This window comes from Streptomyces puniciscabiei (assembly GCF_006715785.1).
GTDB classification, from domain to species: Bacteria; Actinomycetota; Actinomycetes; order Streptomycetales; family Streptomycetaceae; genus Streptomyces; species Streptomyces puniciscabiei.
In genome coordinates this window covers 4,288,966-4,313,970 of the sequence record NZ_VFNX01000001.1, presented here as the reverse complement: position 1 = coordinate 4,313,970, position 25,005 = coordinate 4,288,966, and the positions used below count along the sequence as shown (strand labels likewise).

Below are 25,005 nucleotides of genomic sequence, written 5' to 3'. Positions count from 1 at the left end.
CAACTGATGTACGACTACGACCTGTTGGTCGTGGGTTCGGCCAATGCCGACCTGGTGATCGACGTCGAGCGGCGGCCGGCCGCCGGTGAGACGGTGCTCGGCGGCGACCTGGCCGTCCACCCGGGCGGCAAGGGCGCCAACCAGGCCGTCGCCGCCGCCCGGCTCGGCGCGGACACGGCCCTGCTGGCCCGGGTAGGCGACGACGGCCACGGCCGGCTCCTGCTGGACTCCCTGCACGCGGCGGGCGTCGACACGGTCGGCGTGCTGGTGGGCGAGGCGCCGACGGGCGTCGCGCTGATCACCGTGGACCCCTACGGGGACAACAGCATCGTGGTGTCGCCGGGCGCCAACGCCCGGCTCACCCCGGCGGACATCGGGGCGGCGGTCAGTCTGTTCCTGGCCTCGCGGGTGGTGTCGGCGCAGCTGGAGATCCCGCTGGAAACGGTCGTGGAGGTCGTACGGAACCTGTCCCCGGACAACCGCTTCGTGCTGAACCCGTCCCCGCCCCGGCCGCTGCCCACGGAGGTGCTCGCGGCCTGCGACCCGCTGATCGTCAACGAGCACGAGGCCCGGGTGATCCTCGGCGAGGCCTGTGTGAGCGAGGACCCGGCGGACTGGGCGCGGCTGCTGCTGGCCAAGGGGCCGCGCTCGGTGGTGGTGACGCTGGGCGCGGACGGGGCGCTGGTGTGCGACTCCTCGGAGGTGACGCGGGTGGCGTCGGTGAAGGTGGACGCGGTGGACACCACAGGTGCCGGGGACGCGTTCACGGCCGCGCTGGCCTGGCGGCTGGGCACCGGATCCTCCTTGGCCGAGGCGGCGGCCTACGCGGCCCGGGTGGGCGCGGCGGCCGTGACGAAGCGGGGCGCGCAGGAGTCGTACCCGACGGCGGAGGAGGTCGAGGCGCTGTGAAGAAGGCGGGCATCCTCAACCGCCACCTGGCCGGGGCGCTGGCCGAGCTGGGGCACGGGGACGGGGTGCTGGTGTGCGACGCGGGCATGCCGATCCCGGACGGGCCGCGCGTGGTGGACCTGGCGTTCCGCGCCGGGGTGCCGTCGTTCGCGGAGGTCGTGGACGGGCTGCTGGCCGAGCTGGTCGTGGAGGGCGCCACGGCGGCGGAGGAACTGCGGGGCCGCAACCGGACCCTGCTGGAGGGCCACTTCCCGGGGCTGTCCCTGGTCCCGCACGACCGCCTGAAGGAGCTGTCGGCGGGCGCACGGCTTGTCGTCCGCACGGGCGAGGCCCGGCCGTACGCGAACGTGCTGCTGCGGTGCGGGGTGTTCTTCTAGGCGCCGTCCGGGATGTTTCGAGGGGGCGTCCCCGGTCCGTCGACCGGGGACGCCCCCTCGGCTTTCCCCTCCGTATCAGAGCCCCGTGAATCCCCCCCGGGTCCCCTCCCGGGCTCTGATGACAGATACGACACTCGGACCCCGGGAACGGTTGCGCGCCTTCTCAAGATTTTCTGCCCGAGCCCGTCCGCCGGCGGTGACGCGCTCGAAAACCGGTGGAACAGCGCCACTGCGCGCCACCAACGTGCTGCCGAACCGAGTCGCCCAGTCAAGGATCTGCCGTTGTACACCCTGTGAGGCCTCCCGAGTGCTTCCGGGCGAGCGGTAAATTCCGCGTCAACGCAAACCACAAGCTCATCGACGGTGATCGACGTCTCGGTCCGCTTCGCGGCACGGATTGCTGTCCGGCCGGTGCGACTGATCGCCGAAGGATGCGGTGTCAGCTCATCAACGCACCGTGAATGCGCTGTGGAAACGTTCCGCCGTCTCCGCCAGTACCTCCCGGCCGTCCCGGGCCCACAGGCCCTCGTTGAACAGCTCGACCTCGATCGGACCGGTGTAGCCGGCCGCCTCCACGTACCCCCGCCACTCGCGCATGTCGATCGCGCCGTCGCCGATCTGGCCACGTCCGTTGAGGACGCCCTCGGGCAACGGGGTCGTCCAGTCGGCCAGCTGGAAGGCGTGGATACGGCCGCCCGCCCCGGCCCGGGCGATCTGCGCGGGGGCCCGGTCGTCCCACCAGATGTGGTACGTGTCCACCGTGACGCCCACTTGGCGAGCCGGGAAGCGTTCGGCGAGGTCCAGGGCCTGGGCCAGCGTGGACACCACGCAGCGGTCGGAGGCGTACATGGGGTGCAGGGGCTCGATGGCCAGGCGGACGCCGTGGTCCTCCGCGTACGGCGCCAGTTCGGCCAGGGCGTCGGCGATGCGTTCGCGGGCCGCCCGCAGATCCTTGCTGCCGGGCGGGAGGCCGCCGGAGACCAGGACGAGGGTGTCGGTGCCGAGGGTGGCCGTTTCCTCGACGGCACGGCGGTTGTCGGCCAGGGCTGCCGCGCGGGCGCCCGGGTCGGTCGCGGTGAGGAAGCCGCCCCGGCACAGGGTCGTCACCGCCAGGTCCGCCTCGCGGATCAGCTTCGCCGTCGCCTCCAGGCCGTACCGCTGGACCGGCTCGCGCCACAGGCCCACCTGGCTCACGCCCAACTGACCGCATGCATCGACCAGTTGCGGCAGCTCCAGCTGCTTCACCGTCATCTGGTTGATGCTGAAGCGCGAGAGGTCGGTCGTCATGGGGTCACCCCGTACAGCGACAGAAGGGTCTTCATGCGCTCCTCGGCCTGCTTCGGGTCCGGGAACAGGCCCAGGCGGTCGGCGAGTTCGTAGGCGCGGGCCAGGTGCGGGAGGGAGCGGGCCGACTGGAGGCCGCCGACCATGGTGAAGTGCGACTGGTGACCCGCGAGCCAGGCCAGGAGGACCACGCCGGTCTTGTAGAAGCGGGTGGGGGTCTGGAAGAGGTGGCGGGAGAGCTCGACGGTCGGGTCCAGCAGCTCCCGGAAGCCTGCCGTGTCCCCTGTGTCCAGCACTCGTACGGCCTCGGCCGCCAGCGGGCCCAGCGGGTCGAAGATGCCGAGCAGGGCGTGGCTGAAGCCCTGGTCGTCGCCCGCGATCAGCTCGGGGTAGTTGAAGTCGTCGCCGGTGTAGCAGCGGACCCCGCGCGGCAGCCGGCGGCGCAGCTCGATCTCCCGGCCCGCGTCCAGCAACGACACCTTGATGCCGTCCACCTTGTCCGGGTGGGCGGCGACGACCTCCAGGAACGTCTCCGTCGCCGCGTCGAGGTCGGCCGAGCCCCAGTAGCCCCCCAGCGCCGGGTCGAACATCGGGCCCAGCCAGTGCAGGATCACCGGCTCGGCGGACTGGCGCAGGAGATGCCCGTAGATCTCCAGGTAGTCCTCGGGGCCGGAGGCGGCGGAGGCCAGCGCCCGCGACGCCATGAGGATGGCCTGGGCGCCCGAGTCCTCCACCACGGCGAGCTGTTCCTCGTAGGCCGCGCGGATCTCCGCCGGAGTGCCGCCTGTGATCTGGTCGGTGCCGACCCCGCAGGCGATCCGGCCGCCCACGCTGCGCGCCTCCGCCGCCGACCGGCGGATCAGCTCGGCCGCGCCCGCCCAGTCCAGGCCCATGCCGCGCTGGGCGGTGTCCATGGCCTCGGCGACACCGAGCCCGTGGGACCACAGGTGGCGGCGGAAGGCGAGGGTGGCGTCCCAGTCGACGGCGGCCGGCGAGTCGGGCGAGACGTCGGCGTACGGGTCGGCGACGACGTGGGCCGCCGAGAAGACCGTACGGGAGGTGAAGGGGGTGCCCGGGGAGAGGGCCGGCGGGTCGGTGCGGGGCTCGTACGTCCGCAAGCGGCCCTGGTCGTCCGGCAGTTGGATGGTCACAGCGCGATCTCCGGTACGTCGATGCGGCGGCCCTCGGCCGAGGACCTCAGCCCCAGCTCGGCGAGCTGGACGCCACGGGCGCCGGCCAGCAGGTCCCAGTGGTACGGGGTGTCGGCGTGGACGTGCTTGAGGAACAGCTCCCACTGGGCCTTGAAGCCGTTGTCGAAGTCGCCGTTGTCCGGGACCTCCTGCCACTGGTCGCGGAAGACCTCGGTGGCCGGGATGTCCGGGTTCCAGACCGGCTTGGGGGTGGCGGACCGGTGCTGCACCCGGCACTTCCTGAGTCCCGCCACCGCCGAGCCCTCGGTGCCGTCGACCTGGAACTCGACCAGTTCGTCGCGGTTGACACGCACCGCCCAGGAGGAGTTGATCTGGGCGATGGCGCCGCCCTCCAGCTCGAAGATGCCGTAGGCGGCGTCGTCGGCCGTCGCGTCGTAGGGCTTGCCCTGCTCGTCCCAGCGCTGCGGGATGTGGGTGGTGGCGAGGGCCTGGACGGACTTCACGCGGCCGAACAGTTCGTGCAGGACGTATTCCCAGTGCGGGAACATGTCGACGACGATGCCACCGCTGTCCTCGGCGCGGTAGTTCCAGGAGGGGCGCTGGGCGGGCTGCCAGTCGCCCTCGAACACCCAGTAGCCGAACTCGCCCCGGACGGAGAGGATCCGGCCGAAGAAGCCGCCGTCGATGAGCCGCTTCAGCTTCAGCAGGCCCGGCAGGAAGATCTTGTCCTGGACCACGCCGTGCTTGACGCCCTTCTCCTGCGCCAGGCGGGCCAGTTGCAGGGCAGCGTCGAGACCCGTCGCCGTCGGCTTCTCGGTGTAGACGTGCTTTCCGGCGGCGATCGCCTTCTTGACGGCCTCCTCGCGGGCCGAGGTGACCTGGGAGTCGAAGTAGATGTCGACGCTGTCGTCCGTGAGGACCGCGTCGACGTCCGTCGAGACGTGTTCCAGGCCGTGCCGGTCGGCGATCTCGCGCAGGGCGTGCTCGCGGCGGCCGAGCAGGATCGGCTCCGGCCACAGCACGGTGCCGTCGCCCAGATCGAGGCCCCCCTGCCGGCGCAGGGCGAGGATCGACCGGACGAGGTGCTGGCGGTAGCCCATGCGCCCGGTCACGCCGTTCATGGCGATACGCACCGTCTTGCGTGTCACAACAGTCCCCTCTGTCAACACCAGCAGCAAGCGCTTTCTATCACTGAGAAGCTAGCCTCTGGACGGCGGTCCGGACAAGACCGTGTCCCCTTCGAGTTGTTCGAGGGGGCGAACAACCGGGGGCCATGGCTTTAAGGTCTGCTCGACGGATTCTCGGAACCAGCAGCAAGGCCTGGCTGTCTACGAGGGCGTACGACACGATGCGCGACCGGAGGACGACGACATGACGGTGACCCTGGCGGATGTGGCGGCCCGCGCCCAGGTCTCACCCGCGACGGTGTCGCGCGTGCTGAACGGCAACTACCCGGTGGCCGCCTCCACGCGCGAACGGGTGCTGCGGGCGGTGGACGAGCTGGACTACGTCCTCAACGGCCCGGCGAGCGCCCTCGCGGCGGCCACCTCCGACCTGGTCGGCATCCTCGTCAACGACATCGCCGATCCCTTCTTCGGAATCATGGCGAGCGCCATCCAGGCCGAGATCGGGGGCGTCGGGGGCGGCCGGGCGGGCGGTGAGCGGCTCGCGGTGGTCTGCAACACGGGCGGCTCGCCGGAGCGTGAGCTGACGTATCTGACCCTGCTGCAGCGGCAGCGGGCGGCGGCCGTGGTGCTGACCGGCGGGGCCGTGGAGGACGTGCCGCACGCGGCGGCGGTCGCGGCGAAGCTGCGCAAGCTCGCCGAGGCCGGGACCCGGGTGGTGCTGTGCGGGCGGCCGCCGGCGCCGGACACCGACGCCGTCGCGCTCACCTTCGACAACCGGGGCGGCGCGCGCCGGCTCACCGAGCACCTGCTCGGCCTGGGCCACCGCCGCCTCGGCTACATCGCGGGCCCGGAGGAGCGTACGACGACCCGGCACCGGCTGGAGGGTCATCGGGCGGCCCTCCAGGCGGCGGGCGTCGAGGAGGACCCGCGCTGGACGGTGCACGGCCGCTACGACCGGCAGTCGGGGTACGAGGCCACGCTGGAGCTGCTGCGCCGTGACCCGACCCTGACCGCCGTGGTCGCCGCGAACGACTCCGTCGCGCTGGGGGCGTGCGCGGCGCTGCGGGACTCCGGGCTGCTGATTCCCGAGGACGTCTCGGTCGCCGGGTTCGACGACCTGCCGTTCAGTGTGGACGCGGTGCCCGCGCTGACGACCGTGCGGCTGCCGCTCGCGGAGGCCGGGGCGCGGGCCGGGCGGATCGCCATGGGGCGGGAGGAACCCCCGCCGGGGGGTGTGGCGAGCGTTCGCGGCGAATTGATGGTGCGGGGGTCCTCCGGAGTGCCCCGGTCAACCGGGAAGTGAGCGCCCCAGCAGCGGCAACGGCGCCTCGCCCCTCCTGCGGTCCCGGTACCAGCGCCTGCCGGTGTCGTAGGCCGGGACACGCACGGGCGGATCGCCGTAAGGCGGGTGTGGCGAGCGTTCGCGGCGAATTGATGGTGCGGGGGTCCTCCGGAGTGCCCCGGTCAACCGGGAAGTGAGCGCCCCAGCAGCGGCAACGGCGCCTCGCCCCTCCTGCGGTCCCGGTACCAGCGCCTGCCGGTGTCGTAGGCCCTGCGGGCCCTGCGTACGGCGGAGATCTGGGTGGCGAGGTGGACCTGGTAGCGCCACGGGCTCTGGTGGCCCTGGCGCACCGACATCGCGTAGGCGAAGGAGACCGGGTCGCGGTCCAGGTAGTCGTCCACGCGCTCGAACCAGGCCATGCTGGAGCGCGCGCCCGCCTGGACGGTGTGCAGTTCGGCGCGGCGGTGCTCGTCGTACGCGCGCAGTGCCGCCCGTGGATCCGCGTAGCGCGAGAGGCTGTGGGCCAGCACGATCGCGTCGATCATCGCGAGCCGGGTCCCCGACCCGAGCGTGAAGTGGGTGGTGTGCGCGGCGTCGCCGGCCAGGACGACGTTGCCGTCGACCCAGGTCCGGTTGCTGAGGTGCTGGAAGCGTTGCCACTTCGCCGGTTCGCCGCGTGATCTGCTGATCAGGGAGCCACCGTCCAGGGCGCGGTGGAAGATCTTCTCCAGCAGGGGGACGGCGTCCTCGGGGTCGAGCGTGTCCAGGCCCAGGCCCTGCCAGGTCCGCGGGGAGCACTCCACGATGCAGGTGCTGATCCTGCCCTTGATCGACGGGTAGGCGTGGAACCAGATCCAGCCCGCGGGGGTCTCCTCGAAGTCGAACACGAAGCTCTCGAACTGCCGGTCCGTGCCGAGCCAGATGTAGGGGTTGCGGCCGGTCTCCACCGTGGTGCCGAAGCGCTGGGCGCGGCTCTGCCGGATGCGGCTGCCCGCGCCGTCGGCGGCCAGGATCAGGTCGGCCTCGGGCAGCTCGGCGGGGTCGGCGAGCCACTCCCCGTGCCGGACCTCGACACCGAGCGAGCGTGCGCGGCGGGTCAGGATGTCCAGCAGGGCGGCGCGGCCCATGCTGTAGCCGTAGCCGCCGAAGTACGCGGTGCCGTCGTGCCGGCTGCCGTGCACCCGGATCTCCTGGTCCTGCCAGAGCACCGAGCCGGCGCTCACCGCGCGGGCGCTCTCGGGGTCGTTGGCATGCAGGATGTCCAGCAGGTCGTTCCAGTACACGACGCCCCAGCCGTACGTCGCCTCCGGCGGGTCCCGCTCGATCACCGTGATGCTGTGGCCGGCGTCCCGCAGTTTCGCGGAGATCGCGAAGTACAGCCCGGCCGGGCCTCCACCCACGCAGACGATCCTCATCCGGTACCTCCGTCGTCAGGACCACGTCGGGACATCACTTCTGTCAGGGCTTCCGGCATATGGATCCGGGTGCCCGTGGGGTCGGGCACCCGGAATCCTCCTTTTGTTTCGTTGTCAGGGGGTGGCGATCACCGCTGGTGCTCAGCAGCCCCAGCCGCCGTCGCCCCAACCCCAGCCGCCGCCGTCGCCCCAACCCCAGCCGCCGCCGTGGTCGCCCCAACCCCAGCCGCCGTGGTCGCCCCAACCCCAGCCGCCGCCGTCGCCCCAGCCCCAGCCGCCGCCGTCGCCCCAGCCGCCGCCGTCCTGGTGGTACGAGACGACGGTCTGCGGGGCAGCGGAGGCGGTGGCTGCGTGGGCAGCTCCGGCTCCGGCCGCGATCGCCAGGATCGGCGCCGAGCAGACTGCGATGGCCACTCTCTTGATTCGGGTGGTGTGCGCGCGCATGATGAGCCCCTCTCCGGAGGGTGTGATTGATTTTCCGGCGGCCTCGACGGGCCGTCCGGGTGCGCTCCAGAGCCTGCGCGTCGCCCTGTGCGCCGCCCGCCGCCCGCGATACGCGTTCCGGCGACGGACCGCCACTTTCCCGGGATAAAACGGACATAAGTGACGTTTCCCATTCAACGTACGACGCGATCCCGACGTAGTCAAAAGCAGGATTCGACCCTCAGCTAAAGAACAGGCAAAGAAGCGGACCCTGGTCCGTTCCGTCCAACGACCGTGTGCCGTAAGGACATTTCGTCTGCCGCGACCCGGACCGTGGACGCGGACAGGCGGCGCGCCTAGGCTCGGAGGGACGACATCTCTGACTGAGTCAAACATCCGGGGGCGACCATGACCGTCCAGGACGTCCGCGCCTTCAACCGCTTCTACACGGGCGTCATCGGCGCCCTCGACTACGGCCGCCATCTCTACGCCCCGCACACCCTCACCGAAGCCCGGGTGCTGTACGAACTCGCTCAGGCCCCGCACCTGGACGCGGCCGATCTGCGCGCCGCGCTCGACCTGGACGCGGGCTACCTGAGCCGGATCCTGAACAGGTTCGAGGACGCCGGACTGCTCGAGCGCGGACCCTCGCAGAGCGATCCACGCCGGCGGCGGGTACGGCTCACCGCGCGGGGGCGGGAGGCCGCGGCCCTGCTCGACGAGCGGGCCAGGGAGACGGTCGGGGCCATGCTCGACACCGTCGCCCCGGCCGACCGGCCACGCCTGGCGGAGGCCATGCGGACCATCCGGGACATCCTCGGCGAGGGGGGCGACGCCCGCTCCGGCGAGGTCGAGCTGCGCGAACCGCGCCCCGGCGACCTCGGCTGGATCGTGCAGCGCAACGCGGCCCTGTACGCGGCGGAGTACGGCTGGAACGCCGACTACGAGGGACTGGTCGCCCGGATCGTCGCCGACTTCGCCGAGGACCACGACCCGCATCTGGAACGGGTGTGGATCGCCGAGCGGGCAGGACGCCCGGCGGGCTGTGTGATGTGCGTACGGGACGACGCGCCCGGTACCGCGCGACTGCGGCTGCTGCTCGTCGAGCCGGAGGCACGCGGGCACGGCATCGGCGACCGGCTGGTGCGGGCCGTCATCGACTTCGCGCGGGGGGTCGGCTACCGCGAGCTGGTGCTGTGGACCAACGACGTGCTCAGCGGCGCCCGCCGGATCTACCAGCGGCACGGCTTCGTCCTCGTCGCGGAGAAACCGCACCGCTCCTTCGGCAAGGATCTCGTGGGTCAGGACTGGCGGCTGGAGCTGCACGGATCGGGCGAATGACGTGGCACGCACCGGACCGGTGAGCGTCCCGCACCGGGCCGGCGACGAGTAGGGTCCGGCCCATGAAGCTGGCGTTCTCCACTCTCGGTGTCCCCGGCCTGTCCGTCCCTGAGGTCCTGTCGCTCGCGACCGCGCACGGCTACCACGGCGTCGAACTGCGCGCCCACCCGGAGGAGCCGGTCCATCCCGGCCTCTCCCCCGCCGAACGCGCCGCGGTCGCGGCCGGGTTCAAGGAGGCCGGGGTCGAGGTGCTGGGCCTCGCCGGGTACGCGCGTGTCGCCGCGCCGGGTGACGACGGACCCGTACTGGCGGAGATCCGGGACCTCCTCCGCCTCGCCCACGACCTGGGCGCGCCCTACGTCCGGGTCTTCCCAGGCGCCGACCCCGACCTCCCCCTGGAGGAGTCCGACGCGCTGGCCGCCCGGCGGCTCGGCACCGCCGCGGAGGACGCGGCCGCGCTGGGCGTGCGGATCCTGCTGGAGACGCATGACTCGCATCGCACCGGTGCCGACGCGATCCGGGTGCTGGGCCCGGTCGGGCACCGGCAGGTGGGGGCGCTGTGGGACGTCATGCACACCTGGCTGGGCGGCGAGCAGCCCGCCGACACGTATGCGGCGCTCGCTCCGCATCTGGGGTACGTGCAGGTGAAGGACATCGCGTCGGCCCAGGACGTGGTGCCGCTGCCGCTGGGCTCGGGGGTGCTTCCCCTCACCGAGTGCGTGGACGTGCTGTGCCGGCACGGCTGGGACGGGTGGTTGTGCTGGGAGTACGAGAAGCGGTGGTATGCGGCTGCCGCCCCGCTCGAGGGGTTGTTGGGGGCGGGGCGGGAGCATTTGCTGCGCCTGCTGGACGAGGCGGCGTAGGTGGGGTGGACGGGCGGCTACTGGCTCGGAACCGCTGACCATGGCCGGGTGCGGGTCCATCGTGGCTGGTCGCGCCCACGCGGCGGAGCCGCATATCGAACACAGCCCCGCGCCCCTGACGGGGCGCTGCACCGGCCTCCTAATTCGGTGGCCGGGGTTCAGGTGCCCGGCTAGCCTCCCCCGGTGATTCCAGCGCTCATCGACGTACGCGCCCTGCGCACCTCGCCTCTCTTCCGGCGGCTGTTGGTCGGGCGGGCCGTGTCCATGCTCGGTGGGTTCATGACCATCGTGACGGTCATGTACCAGGTGTGGGGCATGACCCGCAGCTCGGCGTGGACCGGTGCGGTCGGGCTCGCGCAGGCGCTGCCTCTGGTGGTGTTCGGGCTGTTCGCGGGCGCCTGGGTGGACCGGGCGGACCGGCGGCGGATCTATCTGACGGCGACCGTGGGCCAGGCGGCCTGCTCCGTGCTGCTGGCCGTGCAGGGCTTCACCGGGCATGTCCCGGTGGCGGCGGTGCTCGCGCTGGTCGCCGCGCAGTCGGCGTTCGGCGCGCTCGGTGCCCCGGCGGCCGGGGTGTTCGTGCCGCGTCTGCTGCCGGAGGAGCAGGTGGCCGCCGGTCTGGCGCTGCACCAGATCACCGGCCAGTCGATGATGCTGCTCGGCCCTGCCCTGGCCGGTGTGCTGCTGGGCAGGCTGGGCGTCGGCACCTGCTATCTGCTGGACGCCCTCAGCTTCGGCGTCGCCTTCTACGGCGCCTTCGGGCTGCCCGCGCTGCCACCGCGGGGCGAGCCGTCGCGGACGGGTCTGCACGGGGTGCTGGACGGGCTGCGGTTCCTGGCCGGGCACCGGGTGGTGCGGGGCGCGCTGATCACCGACCTCGCCGCGACCGTCCTGTCCTTCCCGGTGAGTCTGTTCCCGCTGGTCGACGCCGAGCGGTTCGGCGACGACCCGCGCACGCTCGGACTGTTCCTGTCGGCCCTGGCGGTGGGCGGCGTCACGGCCACCGCCCTGTCGGGCGCGGTGACCCGGCTCGGCCGGCCGGGTCCGGTCATGCTGGGCGCGGCGGCCGTCTGGGGTGGCGCGCTGGTGCTCTTCGGGCTGACGACCAACCCCTGGGCGGGCCTCGCCCTGCTCGCCGTCGCGGGCGCCGGGGACGCCACCTCGGTCGTCTCCCGGTCCACGATCGTGCAGACCCGCACCCCGGACGCGCTGCTCGGCCGGGTCACGGCGGCCGAGCAGATCGTCGGCCAGGCGGGCCCCAGCCTCGGCAATGTGCGCGGCGGTCTGGTCGCCGGCTGGACCAGCGGCGCGACCTCGCTGATCACCGGCGGCCTGCTGTGCCTGCTGGCGGTGGGCGCGGTCGCCGCGACGACGCCGGAGCTGCGGGACCGGGCGCCGGGCCGGGCACCGGACGGGGCGCCATCCCCAACTCCTCCAGTCATCGGGTGAGTTGCCCGAGCCGCGCATCCGGGTCGGGCAGCTCGGGGTCACAGCCGTCGCGCGCAGCCCACCGGTTCGCTCCCGCCGAGTTGGACGTAGAGCGCCGTGGACGCCGGGCAGTCCCCCCGCGCCGCTGCCGCCTTGGTGATCCGGTACTGCGGGCGGTGGGCGCCGGTGCCGGCGCAGGGGGTCTCGCGGACCTGGCCCTTGCCGGAGGTGTACACGCAGTCGCCGGGGATCGTGCGGGGGCCGCCTCCGCCGCCGGGGTCGCCGGGGTGCGGGGGTTCCAGGTTGCGCATGCAGGCGTAGCCCTGGGGGATCGCGCCGTCGCCGTCCTCGTCGCCGCTCGCGGACCGGGCGCTGATGTGCAGCACGAAGTCGGTCGTCGCCGGGCACAGGGGGCCGTCGGTGCTCGCGCCGTCGTAGCGGGCGACGACCCTGGCCGCCGCCCGCTCGCTCGTGCAGGGCACCTCGGTGAAGCTGGTGGTGCCGAAGGAGCTGCACTCGCCGACCGCGAGGAACTGGGCGCCGTAGCCGCCGGTCGTGGCCGGGGTGGGGCGGGCGTCACCGACGGGGGTGCCCGCCCCGCTGCGGCAGCCGGACAGCAGCGCGGCCGGCAGCAGGCACGCGAGGCACACCGCCGTCACGACACCTTTCCCACGCATGGCACCCCCCTGACACCCCGGTCCAGCGTGGCCCCTGGCAGAGCCGCCACGCCAGCCGCCCGGGACCTTTTCCTCCTGTTGGGGGTATTGCGCCCGGTGTGTGGCGTACGTCTAGTACGTCAGCCCGTGCCCGATCGGATACAGCACCTGCGTGGGGTCGTCGGCCCGCTGCACCGGCACCGGCAGCCTGCCGCGCGGGGGCACGAGTCCGGCGATCACCCGTGCGGCGGCGCGCAGTTCGACGTCCGTCCAGCCGTAGGACGTCAGGCAGGCCTTGAGGGCGGGGAACTGGGCCACGTCGTACGGGTTGCGGACGGCCAGTGCCGCGACCGGCCTGCCCGTGGCCGACAACCGCTCCACCAGGGTGCGTTGGGCGTTGCCCGCCGTCACGTTGTAGGTCGCGACGACCACGGCGTCCGCGTTCTGCGCGGCCGTGACCGCCCGGTCGATGGCCGCGGCGGAGGGTGCGGTGCCGGTGGACAGGGCCGTGGCGGTGAAGCCCAGCTCGGTGAGGGCGGCGGCCAGCACGGCGGTGGGCGGGCCGTCGGTGCCGGAGGGGGAGGCCGGGTCGGCGCCGACGACGAGAAGGCGGGGCTCGGTGCGCGGGGAGAAGGGGAGGGTGTGGTCCTCGTTGACCAGGAGGGTCGTGGTGCGTTCGGCGATCCGGTCGGCGGCGGCCAGGTGTGCCCGGGTGCCCACCGTGCGGTCGACGCCGCCCGGACGGCCACCGCGCGTGTCGTCGAAGAGGCCGAGCCGGGCCTTCAGGCGCAGGATGCGCAGGATCGATTCGTCGAGGCGGGCCTCGGTCAGCTCGCCGTCCTGGACGGCCTTCAGTACGGCGTTCCAGGCCACGTCGAGGGACGGCGGATTGAGCAGCTGGTCCACCCCGGCCTTCAGCGCGAGCACCGGTACCCGGTCGTCGCCGTACTTGGTGCGGACACCCTCCATGCCGAGGGAGTCGGTGATCACGACGCCGTCGTAGCCGAGTTCGCCGCGCAGGATGCCGCTGAGGATCGGCCGGGAGAGGGTGGCCGGGTCACCGGAGTCGTCCAGGGCCGGGAACTGGATGTGCGCGGTCATGACGCAGTCGATGCCCGCGGCGATCGCGGCCCGGAAGGGCACGGCGTCCAGCTTCTCCCACACCTCCCGGCTGTGCGTGATGACCGGGAAGCCGGTGTGGCTGTCGGTGGCGGTGTCGCCGTGGCCCGGGAAGTGCTTGGCGGTCGCCGCGACCCGGGACGCCTGATAGCCCTTCACCTCGGCGGCCACCAGGGCGGCGACCGCGTCCGGGTCGGCGCCGAAGGAGCGCACACCGATGACCGGGTTGGCCGGGTTGACGTTGACGTCGGCGTCCGGGGAGTAGTCCTGGTTGATGCCCATCGCGCGCAGCTCCGCGCCGGAGATCCGGCTGAGGGTGTGCGCGTCCGCGCGGGAGCCGCCGGCGCCGATCGCCATGGCGCCGGGGAAGAGGGTGGCGGGCTTGCCGACCCGGCAGACCGCGCCGTGCTCCTGGTCGGTGGCGATGAGCACCGGCAGGCCGCGCGGCTGGTCCAGGGAGGCCTGCTGGATGCCGTCGGAGAGGCCGGCGATCTGGTGCGGGTCCCGGGTGTTGTGGGCCCAGGTGAAGTAGATGATGCCGCCGACGCGGTACCTGGCGATCAGCTCGGCGGCCGTGCGGACACCGAGCTCCTTGAGGTTGGCGTCGATGTCGGCCTGGTCGGGGTCGGTGGCGGAGTGGCCGTAGACCCGCATCACGAAGAGCTGGCCGACCTTCTCCTGGAGCGTCATCCGGGAGATCAGGGCGTGCAGCCGGCTCTCGTCGCCGGGCGTGGCGGCGCGGGCGGCCGTCGGTACGGTCAGCGCGGCGGTGAGGCCCGCGGTCGCGGCGAGGACGGCGCGTCTGGAGGGTCGCGCGGTGTTTCCCGTGCTGGTGTCGTGCACGTGCGTCGCTCCTTCCGGAGGAGTACCGCTGAAGGAAACTTCCGAGGAGTCACCAATATCCGGGAAGTTTCTTTCCGTCAAGGGAGTGCACAGTAACCCCAGGAGGGGCCGCCACCGGCGCAGGGAGGGGGGCGCGCCGGTGGCGGCGGGCTGCCGGCCGTGCCGTGGCGAAGAGGGTGGGTCGGCGTTCGCGGCCAGTCGCGAGGGGCCGACACCACGGCACGGAAGACTCGTCCGGCAGCTCGCGCGTTGGACGGTCCGGGCGCCCTGCGGGTTCCCCCGCCCGGCCGAACCCGCGGGAGTGCGTCCAGCTCCTGGACATCACCGCCCGGGGTGCGGACGAACGGCCATCATGCGGGCATGCCCGCACTCGACATCCCCAGCTCCAAGTCCATCACCGCCCGCGCCCTCTTCGTTCCACGCGGCGTTCGCGAGGCTCCCGCGGGCGAGCTGACCGGGCCGCCGGCCGGACCCGCCGTCAGCAGAGGATCCACCCCGAGCTGACCGACCCGTGCGGCCCCACGGCGCCCTTGATCCATACGCAGCGGTGGCCGGCGTGCACCGTCACCGGCCCCGCGTGGTGCCGGTAGGTGCCCGTGTCGACGACCGGGCGGGTGCCGCGGGCCTGGACGCTGACGGACATCGTCTGGGCGGGGCCGGGATGCCGGGCGACGGTGACGGCGCAGACGTACCCGTCGCGCTCGTAGACGTGGGTGACCCCGCTGCTGAACGGCAGGGCCCGCACCTCGCGCCCGGCGCAGCCGGCGACCGTGCTCGCCTGGGCGGTGCCGGCGGCCATCAGGCCGAGCATCCCGCTCGCGGCCAGCACCGCCGCACCGAGCGCCAGACGGCTGCGTATCCCGCGTATCCCACCACTGTCCACTTCGGTCCTCCCCGTACCACCGTCGTATCCCCCTGTGGCCGTACTGATGTACGGACGCACGACGTATGCCGGATGGTTGCACGGCCGTCAGCGACACTCGTCGGCGGGGGCCTCGGCAGGAGGGGCGACAGAGGCCTCAGCGGGAGGCCGTGACCGGTTCCTCCGGTTCGGGGCGGCCGACGAAGGTGCGCCACAGTTCGGCGTACCGCCCGTCGCGGGCGAGGAGTTCGTCGTGGGTGCCGTCCTCCGCGACCCGGCCGTGGTCCATCACCACCACCCGGTCCGCGCGGGCCGCCGTGGTCAGCCGGTGGGCGACCACCAGCGTCGTACGCCGTCCCGCCAGACGGTCGGTGGCCTGGTTGACCTGGGCCTCCGTGGCCAGGTCCAGGGCGGCCGTGGCCTCGTCCAGCAACAGGATGTCCGGGTCGACCAGTTCGGCGCGGGCGAGCGCGATCAGCTGGCGCTGGCCCGCCGAGAGGTTGCGGCCGCGCTCGGCGACCTCGTGCAGATAGCCGCCCTCCAGCGTGGCGATCATCTCGTGCGCGCCGACCGCCCGCGCCGCCGCCTCCACCTCGGCGTCGGTGGCGTCCGGACGGCCGTAGGCGATGGCGTCCCGGACGGTACCGGGGAAGAGGTACGCCTCCTGGGGGACCACCCCGAGCCGGTGCCGGTACGACGTCAGGTCCAGGGCGCGCAGATCCGTGCCGTCGACGGTGACCCGCCCCGCGGTGGGGTCGTAGAACCGCGCGACCAGCTTGACGAGGGTCGACTTGCCGGCGCCGGTCTCGCCGACGAAGGCCACCGTCTGTCCGGCGGGGATCGTCAGGTCGATGCCGGTCAGGGCCTCCTCGTCGGCGCCGTACGCGAAGTGCACGCCCTCGAAGGCGATGTCGCCCCGCAGGGACAGCACCTCCCGGGGCTCGTCCGCCGACTTGGTGGACGTCGGCTCGCGCAGCAGTTCCTGGATGCGGCCCAGGGAGACCGTGGCCTGCTGGTAGCCGTCGAAGACCTGGGACAGCTGCTGGACGGGGGCGAAGAACAGGTCGATGTAGAGCAGGTAGGCGACCAGGGCGCCGGTCGTCAGGGTCGCCGCCTCCACCCGGCCCGCGCCCGCGATCAGCACGGCGGCCGAGGCGACGGACGACAGCAGCTGCACGAACGGGAAGTAGACCGATATCAGCCACTGCCCCCGGATCCGGGCGCGCCGGTAGCTGTCGCTGCGCTCGGCGAACCGCCGCCCGCCGTCCCGCTCGCGCCGGAAGGCCTGCACGATCCGCAGCCCGGCGACCGACTCCTGCAGATCGGCGTTGACCAACGACACGCGCTCACGGGCGAGTTCGTACGCCTTCACGCTCGCCCGGCGGAAGAAGAAGGTCGCGACGATCAGCGGGGGCAGCGTGGCGAAGACCACCAGGGCGAGCTGGAGGTCGATCACCAGCAGGACGCCCATGATGCCGAAGAAGGTGACGACCGAGACGAACGCAGTGACGAGGCCCGTCTGCAAAAATGTCGACAAAGCGTCAACATCGGTTGTCATGCGAGTCATGATCCGGCCGGTCAGCTCGCGTTCGTAGTAGTCGAGCCCGAGCCGCTGGAGCTGGGCGAAGATCTTCAGCCGCAGCGTGTACAGCACCCGTTCGCCGGTACGGCCGGTCATCCGGGTCTCGCCGATCTGCGCGGCCCACTGCACCAGTACGGTCAGCAGGCCGAGCAGGGCGGCCGCCCAGACCGCACCGAGGGCCATCTTCGTCACGCCCGCGTCGATGCCGTGCCGTATCAGCACCGGGAGCAGCAGACCCGCGCCCGCGTCCACGGCGACCAGCAGCAGGCTGAGCAGCAGGGGCAGGCCGAAGCCGCGCAGCAGGCGGCGCAGGCCGTAGGAGTCCTCCGGAAGGACCGCCCGGGCCTCGTCGACGCCGGGGGTGTCGGTGGCCGGGGGCAACGCCTCCACCTGGGCGAGCAGTTCCGGCGTGGCGGGAGTGCCGCTGAGCGCCTGGTCCTTCGGAGTGCGGTCGCCGGTCCACAGCCTGGGGGTCACGCCCCGCTCGGCGTCGAACTCGGCGTCCAGCTCCTCGCGGACGGAGGTGTCCTCCTGCACTGCGGCGGGCGCGGTGTGCCCAGGGGAGACCCCGCCCAGCTCGTCCGGGTCGGTGAGCAGCCGGCGGTAGAGGGCGGACCGCTCCTGGAGCTCCTCGTGGGTACCCAGGTCGGCGAGCCGGCCGCCGTCCAGCACGGCGATGCGGTCGGCGAGGTTGAGGGTGGAGCGGCGGTGCGCGATGAGCAGGGTCGTACGGCCCTCCATCACCTGCTTCAGCGCCTCGTGGATCTCGTGCTCCACGCGGGCGTCCACGGCGGAGGTGGCGTCGTCCAGGACGAGGAGCCGTGGGTCGGTGAGCAGGGCGCGGGCGAGTGCGATGCGCTGGCGCTGGCCGCCGGACAGGGTCAGGCCCTGCTCGCCGACCTTGGTGTCGTAGCCCTCGGGCAGCTCGGCGATGAAACGATCCGCCTGGGCGGCGCGGGCGGCCTTGCGGATCTCCTCCTCGCTCGCGTCGGGGCGGCCGTACGCGATGTTGTTGCGCACGGTGTCCGAGAAGAGGAACGAGTCCTCGGGGACCAGTCCGATCGCCGACCGCAGGCTGTCCAGGGTGAGCTCGCGGACGTCGTGGCCGCCGATCAGGACCGCGCCGTGGGTGACGTCGTAGAAGCGCGGCAGCAGCAGGGAGAGGGTGGACTTGCCGGAGCCTGAGGAGCCGACGACGGCCAGGGTCTCGCCCGGGCGGATCTCGAAGCTGAGCCCTTGGAGGACCGGGCGCTCATGGTCGTACCCGAAGGACACGTCGTCGAACTCGACGGTGGCGGGCGCGTCGGCGGGGAGGGTCTTGGTGCCGTCCCGCAGCGTCGGCTCGGTGTCGATCAGCTCCAGGACGCGCTCGGTGCCGGCGCGGGCCTGCTGGCCGACGGTGAGCACCATCGCGAGCATGCGGACCGGGCCGACCAGCTGGGCGAGGTAGCTGGAGAAGGCGACGAAGGTACCGAGCGTGATGTGCCCGCGCACGGCGAGCCAGCCGCCGAGGGCCAGCATGGCGACCTGGCCGAGGGCGGGGACGGCCTGCAGGGCGGGGGTGTACTTGCTGTTCAGCCGGATCGTGCGCAGCCGCCCCGCGAACAGCTTGCGCCCGACCTCCCTGAGCTTGCCGGTCTCCTGCTCCTCCTGCCCGAAGCCCTTCACCACGCGTACGCCGCTGACGGCGCCGTCGACCACCCCGGCCACGGCGGCGGCCTGGGCCTGGGCGTACCAGGTGGCGGGGTGCAGCTTGCTGCGGCTCCGCCTGGCGATCCAGCCGAGCGCGGGCGCGACGGCGAGGGCGACCAGGGTCAGCGGCAGCGACAGCCACGCCATGATCACCAGGGAGATCAGGAAGAGCAGGATGTTCCCGATGGTCATCGGGAGCATGAAGAGCAGGCCCTGGATCAGCTGGAGGTCGCTGGTGGCCCGGCCGACGACCTGCCCCGTGGACAGCTCGTCCTGGCGGCGGCCGTCGAGCCGGGTGATCGTGCCGTACATCTCGGTCCGCAGGTCGTGCTGGACGTCGAGGGCGAGGCGTCCGCCGTAGTAGCGGCGGATGTAGGTGAGGGCGTAGACGAGCAGGGCGGCGCCGATCAGGGCGCCGGCCCAGGGGGCCATGGAGCGGGTGTGGTTCCCGATCACGTCATCGATGATCACCTTGGTGATCAGCGGGACGACGGCCATGACCGCCATGCCGCCCAGGGACGAGCCGAGGGCGAGGACGACGTCCTTCGGATACCGCCAGGCGTAGCTCGCGAGCCGTCTTGCCCATCCCCGTTGCGGTGACACGCGGGTGCCTTCCTGTCGACCTGCTCTACCGGAAGGCACCAACGTCAAAGGAAGCGGATTTCATCCCTCCGCAACAATGGAACGACAGGGTCGGACATGTACCCGCAGGTAATAGAACCGGGTCGTCTGGGCCGGATTCTGGTTGTCGTCGCTCACCAGCACGACCTTCAGGCGTCCGGCGCGGTCACGGCCCGTGATCGTCATGCCTTCGATGTTGTCGAGCAGGGGGTTGGGCTGGGGCTGCTTCGCCGTGGCGCCGAGGCTCGGGCAGTCGGCCATGTCCGTCAGCAGGGTCTTCCCGATCAGGCGGACGGAGGGCTGACCGGTCAGGTTCTCGATGCCGCTGGTGTCCGTCGCGTGGCGGAGGTCGGCCAGGTAGAGGCGGACGGTGTTGCCGACGCCGGAGGTGAAGCCGCGCTCCAGGACGAGGAGGCGGCCGTCGGGCGTGGCCTGGACCTCGGGGACACCGAGGCCGGCGTCGGTGCGGTAGGCGAACTGGGCGCCGAGCCGGAAGTGGCCCTGGTACCGCTGCCAGGTCTGGAAGCGCACGATCCCCGTCGAGTCGCCCGAGATCGCGTCCTCCATGGAGGCCAGCAGGGTATGGCCACCGGGCAGCAGGGTCAGGCCCTCGAAGGTCTGGTTGGCGGTGGCGCGGCCGGCCGGGGCGACCAGCAGGGAGGGCGGGACCGGGAGCCGGTCGAGGATCCTGCCGTCGGCGGAATAGCGGCGGACGGACGGCTCGGTCTCGGAGGTGATCAGCCGGGTGCCGTCCCGGTCGACGGCCAGGCCCTCGGAGTCGAGGTCGGCGCCCTTCTCGTCGGCGAGGTGAACGGCTCGCTTCGGCCGGAGGGTCGTCGGGTCCAGGCTGAACAGGGAGGACCGGTCCTCCAGCGCGGCCAGGGAGCCGTCCCGGTCCATCGCGAGCGCGGAGAAGTTGCCGACGAAGGTGCCGTCGTACGTCGTCTTGTCGAGCGCGTCGGAGAAGCGGCCGAGGGAGACGGACGGCGAACAGGCGTGCCCGCTCGTGGAGTCGGCGGCGCCCGCGGGCCCGGCGGCGGTCAGGGAGGCGGCCGCCGCCAGGCCGGCGGTCAGGGAGGCGAGTACGGTTCTCAGGCGCATGCCCGTCACCGTAGGGCGGGCGGGTGTCCTGCGGGAGACCGCCTTGTGAACCGCCTCGTGACCGCCCCGTGACCGCCCCGCGGGCCGCCTCGCGCACCGCCGCGTGGAGCGCCTCGTGGGCTCCCGCGTGGAGCGCCTCGCGGGCCGCCGCGTGGAGCGCCTCGTGGGCTCCCGCGTGGAGCGCCTCGCGGGCCGCCGCGTGGAGCGCCTCGCGGGCCGCCGCGTGGAGCGCCTCGTGCGGCGTCAGCCCTGCGGCGGCACCGCGACGAAGGCCTCGCTGGGCTTGCCGGTCGGGGTGTAGACCTGGGTGCCCGCCGTGGTCGGCACGATGTCCTTGTGGATGGCCTTGGCGACGTTCTGGATGGTGGTGACGCCGTAGTCCATGGTGCTGTTGTCCTGGGTCAGCACCGAGATCATGTAGTCGTGCCCGGCGCCGTTGAAGGTGCCGAGGCTGTGCACCCGCCAGCCGTGCGTCGCGCGCTGCAGCCAGCCGTTCTTGACGTGCACGGAGACCGTGGACGGCGCGCCGGCCGGGGTGCCCCAGCGCTGCGAGGAGACGACCTGGCCCATCAGCTTCAGGATGTAGGCGCGGGAGTTGTCGCTGAGCACGCTGTTGCCGGCGGTGATCAGCTTGAGCAGCTTCTGCTCGTCGGTGACGTTCTCCTGGGTCAGGCCCCAGTAGCCGTTCGCGCCCGGCACGGTCTTCGTCATCCCGGCGGCGGCCAGGAAGCCCTTGATCTTCGTCATGCCCAGCTGCTTCCACAGCGTGGTCGTGGCGTTGTTGTCCGACTGGGTGATCATGGCCTTGGCGAGCGACGTCTCACGGTCGGTCAGATAGCGGTTGTGCTTCTTGGCGTCCCACAGCAGCGTGGCGAGCACGGTGACCTTGACGGTGCTGGCCGAGTCGTAGGAGCTGGTGGCGCGCAGGGTGCAGGTGGTGTCGGTGCTGCGGTCGTACAGGCCGAGCGCCACGGTGCTCCTGCGGTTCGCGAGCGCGGCCGTGATGTCCTTCTGCAGCTTGGCGGCGAGGCCCGCCTTCGCGGACGTACAGCTGACGGTGGGCGTGGCCGCGGCGGCGGGGCCTGCGGCGGCCACGGTGGGTATGAGCACGGCGGCGCCGAGCGCGGCGGCGAGCGCGCCGGCACGTCTTGATGTCCGGGGATTCATGCACCAGTTGACGCATGGGGCCGGCGATAAGTTGCACGCGCGTTCCGGCGGCGGAAGTTCGAGAGGTGCGGTGCGTGGCAATGATTCGCTCATGTCGAAACAGCGGGAGGGCCGACTCGGCCAGGCGGGACGGCTGTTCGCGGCGCTCGCGGTTCTCCGCCTCGCCGCCGGAGAGGACACCAGGCTGCGCACACCGGAGGACCGGCGGCCGGGGGACCACCCACGAGGCCGCATCAACGATGTGCAACGGGACTTGTACGAGCTCCTCACGACGGCTCGCGACAAGGGCGGCGAGCACTGGGAAGCGGCAGCCGCGGCATTCCGGTCGATACCGGACTTCCTGGAGGGCGGAAACGTGCCTCACGGCAGCTTGAACGACCCGGAGTTCGCCGCGTTCAAGGCGGGCTACGAAGCCCAGATCGCCGTATTCCGTGACAAATCGCCAAGGCTGCTCACCTGACTCTCACCGCCCCACAGCTCCCGCCCAGGTGCACCACAGCCCGCACCCATCGCCGCTCTGCATGGTGCAGTGGTGACATCTGCCACCGATCCCCTCCCCCGCACGACGACCGAGACCGCGCTGCCACCGGCTTCGGACGCCGTACCGCCGGAGCGCGCCCCCCGCTGGTCGCTGCCCGCGCTGCTCGCGATCCTGCTGCTGGCGGCCGTGCTGTACACCTGGAACCTGTCGGGCTCCGGCCTGAACAGCTTCTACAGCGCGGCCATCTACAGCGGCACGCAGAACTGGAAGGCATGGTTCTTCGGCTCGCTCGACGCCGGGAACTTCCTCACCGTCGACAAACCGCCGTTCGCCGACATGGTCATGAGCCTGTCGTGCCGGATCTTCGGCTTCGGCACCTGGCAGATGATGCTGCCGGAGGTCGCGGCCGGGCTCGCCACGATCTGGATCCTGCACTCCTGCGTGAAGCGGGCCTTCGGGCACGCGGCGGCGGCAGTGGCCGCACTGGTCCTCGCGCTGACCCCGATCACGGTCGCGATCAACCGGGACAACAACCCCGACACGATCCTCGTCCTGCTGATGGTCGGCGGCGCGGCCCTGGCCCTGCGCGCGGTGCGGAACGGCCGCCTGCTCCCGCTCCTCGGCTCGGCGATGTGCTTCGGCCTCGCCTTCAACACGAAGATGCTGGCGGGCTACATCGCGCTGCCCGCCGTCTTCGCGGTCTACCTGCTCGCCGCGCGCCCGAAGCTCGTACGGCGGATCGTGAACCTGCTGATCGCCGGCGTGGTCCTCGCCGGCTCCAGCTTCTGGTGGGCGGTCGCGGTGTCCCTCGTCCCCGGCTCCGATCGGCCGTACATCGGCGGTTCGACGGACGGCACCGCCTGGAACCTGATCACGGGCTACAACGGCCTGGGCCGGATCCTCGGCGGCCAGGGCAACGGCGGCGGGGGCGGTGGAGGCGGCTTCTCCGGCTCCGCGGGTCTCGGCCGGATGTTCAACGACATCCTCGGCGGCCAGATCTCCTGGCTGCTCCCCTTCTCCGCCGTGGCATTGGTCTCCGGCCTGATCCTGTGCGGCCGCGCCCCGCGCACCGACCTCACCCGGGCCGCGCTCACCCTCTGGGGCGGCTGGACGGTGCTGCACTACGTCACCTTCGCGACCGCCGAGGGCACGATGCACCCGTACTACACGACGGCTCTCGCACCCGGCATCGCGGCGCTGTGCGGCGGCGGAGGCGTCCTGCTGCTCCGCGCCTTCCGCACCGACAAGCGCTGGGTGTGGGTCCTGCCGGCGGGTCTCGCCGTCACGGCGATCTGGGCCGTCGTGCTGTTGCGCCGGACCTCCGGCTGGCACACCTGGCTGTGGCCGACCGTGGGTGTGGTCATGGCGGCGGCGATCGCCGGGCTGCTCGTCTTCCGCTCCGGGAGCCGGGTACGGCTGCTGGCGGCCTCCGTGGCTGCGGCGATCGTCGCGGCACTCGCGGGCCCGGCGGCGTACGCCTGGTCGGTGCCCTCCGGTTCCGGCGGCGGCATGAGCGGGGTGAACCCGACGGCCGGCCCGTCGACGGGCGGCGGCTTCGGCGGGGGCCCTGGCAGGAGCGGCGGCCGGGGCGGCTTCCCCGGTGGCGGCGAGATACCCGGGCGGAACGGCGGCCAGGGCGCCGGGAACGCGGAGGCGGGCGGCGTCCCCGGCGGCGGAACCGCGCCCGGTGGCGCACCCGGCGGGGAGATGCCCGGCGGCGGACAGGCCGGTGGCTTCCCGGGCGGCGGACAGAACGGTGAACTCCCCGGCGGCCAGGGCACATCGGGCGGTACGGCACCGGGCGGCACCGGTGGGGAGCGCGGCCGTATGGGCGGCGGGATGACCGGCGGCCCCGGCGGTATGGGTGGCGGCGCGAACAGCGAGCTGATCGCCTACCTGAAGAAGCACCAGGACGGCGCCACCTGGCTGCTCGCGGTCTCCAACTCCCAGAGCGCGGCCCAGATCGAGCTGAGCGCCAGGGTCCCGGTCATCTCCATGTGGGGCTTCACCGGCACCGACGCTGCGATGACCGTCGCCAAGCTCAAGGACCTGGTCGAGAAGGGCGAACTGCACTACGTCCAGCTCGGCGGCGGCATGATGGGCGGCGGCCCCGGAGGCACCAACAACAGCGTGTCGTCCCAGGTCACGGCCTGGGTGAAGAGGCACGGGACGCTGGTGAAGGAGAGCGCGTACAGCAAGAGTTCGAGCTCTTCCTCTTCCGCCAACCGGTCCACGATCTACCGACTGGACCCGTCGGACGCGGGCTGAGCCAACCGTCGGCACGGCGCGCCAAGGGCCTGGGACACCCCTTGGGCGCGCCGCGTCGTCAGTCACTTGCTCACTCGTCGGCGAACAACTCCGCCGCGTCCGTGGCATGCACGGCTCGCTGAGCCCAGACCTCCAGCTGATCCAGATCGGTGCAGGCCAGCACGCGCTCACGGAGGGAGTCGGGAACAGAGACGCCGCGCCATTCCAGGATGCGCAGGGTCATCTCTTGGCGGTCCTGGATCCGGCCTTGCTCCAGGCCCTGCTCCAGGCCCTGCTCCAGGCCTTGTTCCCTGCCTTCCGCGCGTACCTGCTCGGCCAGCGGGTGTCGCCAGAAGTACTGGATCGCCGTCATCAGGTCCCTCCACATTTGCTTCGCCTGGGGGTCGGCCAGGCAGGAGTCGACGAACTGCACGAAGACTGCGGCACTGTCTGGGTCGATGGTCCGCAGGGCAGCGGCCAGCGATTCCAGTATGGCCGGAGCCTGCGGTCCACGCCCGTGTGTCATGGCCGACAGCACCGCAAGGGGGACGTCCTTCTCGGCCTGTCGCTCGTCCGCGATGGCCGGCACGTTGTCCGGGCCCAGCACAAGGGGTCGTACGGTCAGCGAGTGCCAGTCCCTGAAACCGAGCCGGATCGGGCGTGAGGCCCACTCCGCCGTGCGGCTGCTCTGGGTGATGACGATGAGCACCGGCTCGCAGCGGTACTTCTCGTACAGGTAGCTCAGGTAGTACGGCCAGCTGCCCCGCTTGCGCTCGTCCACCTTCCCCTGCGACTCCACCACCAGCAGATACGTGCCCTCGTCCGTCTCTGCTCGCAGCAGCGTGTCCACCCGGCGCTCGACCGGTTCGATCTCGGTCAGGTCGATGTTCAGCGCCGCGATCTCCCTGGGCTCTGGGAACGGCACGTGCAGGACCTTCTGTAACGCCTTCGTCAGCAGCGTCGGATCCTTCTGGAAGATCCGGTGCAACGCCTCATGCGACGAGCCGACCATCAGCTCTCCTTTCCATCGCGGT

21 protein-coding genes and 1 pseudogene are annotated in these 25,005 nt (G+C 72.2%); 10 read left to right on the top strand and 12 right to left on the bottom strand.

Features of this window, described 5'->3' with window-relative positions:
* The first annotated feature begins 6 nt into the window (after positions 1 to 6).
* The 3 genes and pseudogenes from FB563_RS19920 to FB563_RS45475 form a co-directional block, all read left to right on the top strand.
* Positions 7 to 909 (top strand): ribokinase, encoded by a 903-nt coding sequence (locus tag FB563_RS19920; RefSeq protein ID WP_055709566.1) that lies wholly within the window; start codon positions 7 to 9, stop codon positions 907 to 909.
* Positions 906 to 1,286: a D-ribose pyranase gene (gene rbsD, locus FB563_RS19915; RefSeq protein WP_055709567.1), complete on the top strand. Its 381-nt coding sequence runs from the start codon at positions 906 to 908 to the stop codon at positions 1,284 to 1,286. Before FB563_RS19920 ends, rbsD begins: the two co-directional genes overlap by 4 nt.
* 363 nt (positions 1,287 to 1,649) lie before the next feature.
* Positions 1,650 to 1,730, top strand: a pseudogene (locus tag FB563_RS45475) (DUF1062 domain-containing protein); the annotation flags it as partial.
* 3 nt (positions 1,731 to 1,733) lie between these two features.
* Here FB563_RS45475 and FB563_RS19910 read toward each other — a convergent pair.
* From FB563_RS19910 to FB563_RS19900, 3 genes are read right to left on the bottom strand one after another with little or no spacing between them, the layout of a single operon-like run.
* Positions 1,734 to 2,573: a sugar phosphate isomerase/epimerase family protein gene (locus tag FB563_RS19910; RefSeq protein WP_055709568.1), complete on the bottom strand. Its 840-nt coding sequence runs from the start codon at positions 2,571 to 2,573 to the stop codon at positions 1,734 to 1,736.
* Positions 2,570 to 3,721: a dihydrodipicolinate synthase family protein gene (locus tag FB563_RS19905; protein ID WP_055709569.1), complete on the bottom strand. Its 1,152-nt coding sequence runs from the start codon at positions 3,719 to 3,721 to the stop codon at positions 2,570 to 2,572. The genes FB563_RS19910 and FB563_RS19905 overlap by 4 nt, the downstream gene beginning before the upstream one ends.
* Complete coding sequence (locus FB563_RS19900) at positions 3,718 to 4,869, bottom strand: Gfo/Idh/MocA family protein (protein ID WP_055709570.1); 1,152 nt, start codon at positions 4,867 to 4,869, stop codon at positions 3,718 to 3,720. The genes FB563_RS19905 and FB563_RS19900 overlap by 4 nt, the downstream gene beginning before the upstream one ends.
* A gap of 223 nt (positions 4,870 to 5,092) precedes the next feature.
* Here FB563_RS19900 and FB563_RS19895 point away from each other — a divergent pair, with 223 nt between their 5' ends.
* Positions 5,093 to 6,151 carry a LacI family DNA-binding transcriptional regulator gene (locus FB563_RS19895; RefSeq protein WP_055709571.1) on the top strand — a complete coding sequence of 353 codons (1,059 nt, stop codon included), beginning with the start codon at positions 5,093 to 5,095 and terminating at the stop codon, positions 6,149 to 6,151.
* A 161-nt stretch (positions 6,152 to 6,312) separates the two neighbouring features.
* Here the strand turns inward: FB563_RS19895 and FB563_RS19890 are convergent, their stop codons facing one another.
* Positions 6,313 to 7,545, bottom strand: a complete 1,233-nt coding sequence (locus FB563_RS19890) for an FAD-dependent monooxygenase (RefSeq protein ID WP_055709572.1) — start codon at positions 7,543 to 7,545, stop codon at positions 6,313 to 6,315.
* Positions 7,546 to 7,686: 141 nt separating this feature from the next.
* On the bottom strand, positions 7,687 to 7,989 hold the full coding sequence (locus FB563_RS19885; protein ID WP_142218825.1) for a hypothetical protein: 303 nt from the start codon (positions 7,987 to 7,989) through the stop codon (positions 7,687 to 7,689).
* Positions 7,990 to 8,376: 387 nt separating this feature from the next.
* Between FB563_RS19885 and FB563_RS19880 the strand changes: the two genes are divergently transcribed.
* From FB563_RS19880 to FB563_RS19870, 3 genes are all read left to right on the top strand, one after another.
* Positions 8,377 to 9,309: a bifunctional helix-turn-helix transcriptional regulator/GNAT family N-acetyltransferase gene (locus FB563_RS19880; RefSeq protein ID WP_055708640.1), complete on the top strand. Its 933-nt coding sequence runs from the start codon at positions 8,377 to 8,379 to the stop codon at positions 9,307 to 9,309.
* 62 nt (positions 9,310 to 9,371) lie between these two features.
* The gene (locus tag FB563_RS19875) at positions 9,372 to 10,172 is read left to right on the top strand and encodes a sugar phosphate isomerase/epimerase family protein (protein ID WP_055708641.1); all 801 of its coding nucleotides are present in this window, start codon (positions 9,372 to 9,374) and stop codon (positions 10,170 to 10,172) included.
* 183 nt (positions 10,173 to 10,355) lie between these two features.
* Positions 10,356 to 11,621 carry an MFS transporter gene (locus tag FB563_RS19870; RefSeq protein ID WP_055708642.1) on the top strand — a complete coding sequence of 422 codons (1,266 nt, stop codon included), beginning with the start codon at positions 10,356 to 10,358 and terminating at the stop codon, positions 11,619 to 11,621.
* A gap of 38 nt (positions 11,622 to 11,659) precedes the next feature.
* Here FB563_RS19870 and FB563_RS19865 read toward each other — a convergent pair whose 3' ends face one another.
* Entirely contained in the window at positions 11,660 to 12,277 is a 618-nt protein-coding gene (locus tag FB563_RS19865) for a hypothetical protein (RefSeq protein WP_142218824.1), read from the bottom strand.
* 111 nt (positions 12,278 to 12,388) lie between these two features.
* A complete protein-coding gene (locus FB563_RS19860; RefSeq protein WP_055710132.1) occupies positions 12,389 to 14,218 on the bottom strand; it encodes a glycoside hydrolase family 3 protein in 1,830 nt (609 codons plus the stop codon).
* A 360-nt stretch (positions 14,219 to 14,578) separates the two neighbouring features.
* Between FB563_RS19860 and FB563_RS42995 the strand changes: the two genes are divergently transcribed.
* Positions 14,579 to 14,722, top strand: a complete 144-nt coding sequence (locus tag FB563_RS42995) for a hypothetical protein (RefSeq protein ID WP_159045627.1) — start codon at positions 14,579 to 14,581, stop codon at positions 14,720 to 14,722.
* Here the strand turns inward: FB563_RS42995 and FB563_RS19855 are convergent.
* The 4 genes from FB563_RS19855 to FB563_RS19840 form a co-directional block, all read right to left on the bottom strand.
* On the bottom strand, positions 14,697 to 15,101 hold the full coding sequence (locus FB563_RS19855) for a hypothetical protein (RefSeq protein ID WP_055710133.1): 405 nt from the start codon (positions 15,099 to 15,101) through the stop codon (positions 14,697 to 14,699). The genes FB563_RS42995 and FB563_RS19855 overlap by 26 nt on opposite strands.
* Positions 15,102 to 15,237: 136 nt before the next feature.
* Positions 15,238 to 18,957 (bottom strand): ABC transporter ATP-binding protein, encoded by a 3,720-nt coding sequence (locus FB563_RS19850; protein WP_055710134.1) that lies wholly within the window; start codon positions 18,955 to 18,957, stop codon positions 15,238 to 15,240.
* 60 nt (positions 18,958 to 19,017) lie between these two features.
* Positions 19,018 to 20,076, bottom strand: a complete 1,059-nt coding sequence (locus FB563_RS19845; protein WP_142218823.1) for an esterase-like activity of phytase family protein — start codon at positions 20,074 to 20,076, stop codon at positions 19,018 to 19,020.
* Positions 20,077 to 20,319: 243 nt separating this feature from the next.
* Positions 20,320 to 21,243, bottom strand: a complete 924-nt coding sequence (locus FB563_RS19840; RefSeq protein WP_055709989.1) for a serine hydrolase — start codon at positions 21,241 to 21,243, stop codon at positions 20,320 to 20,322.
* Here FB563_RS19840 and FB563_RS19835 point away from each other — a divergent pair.
* Together FB563_RS19835 and FB563_RS19830 are read left to right on the top strand one after the other, a co-directional pair.
* Positions 21,242 to 21,703: a hypothetical protein gene (locus FB563_RS19835; RefSeq protein WP_142218822.1), complete on the top strand. Its 462-nt coding sequence runs from the start codon at positions 21,242 to 21,244 to the stop codon at positions 21,701 to 21,703. The two genes, FB563_RS19840 and FB563_RS19835, sit on opposite strands and share 2 nt — an antisense overlap.
* A 72-nt stretch (positions 21,704 to 21,775) precedes the next feature.
* Positions 21,776 to 23,992 carry a glycosyltransferase family 39 protein gene (locus tag FB563_RS19830; protein ID WP_055709987.1) on the top strand — a complete coding sequence of 739 codons (2,217 nt, stop codon included), beginning with the start codon at positions 21,776 to 21,778 and terminating at the stop codon, positions 23,990 to 23,992.
* A gap of 70 nt (positions 23,993 to 24,062) precedes the next feature.
* On the opposite strand, the gene FB563_RS19825 is transcribed toward FB563_RS19830, so the two are convergent.
* Positions 24,063 to 24,983: a hypothetical protein gene (locus FB563_RS19825; RefSeq protein ID WP_055709986.1), complete on the bottom strand. Its 921-nt coding sequence runs from the start codon at positions 24,981 to 24,983 to the stop codon at positions 24,063 to 24,065.
* Between the last annotated feature and the right edge of the window lie 22 nt (positions 24,984 to 25,005).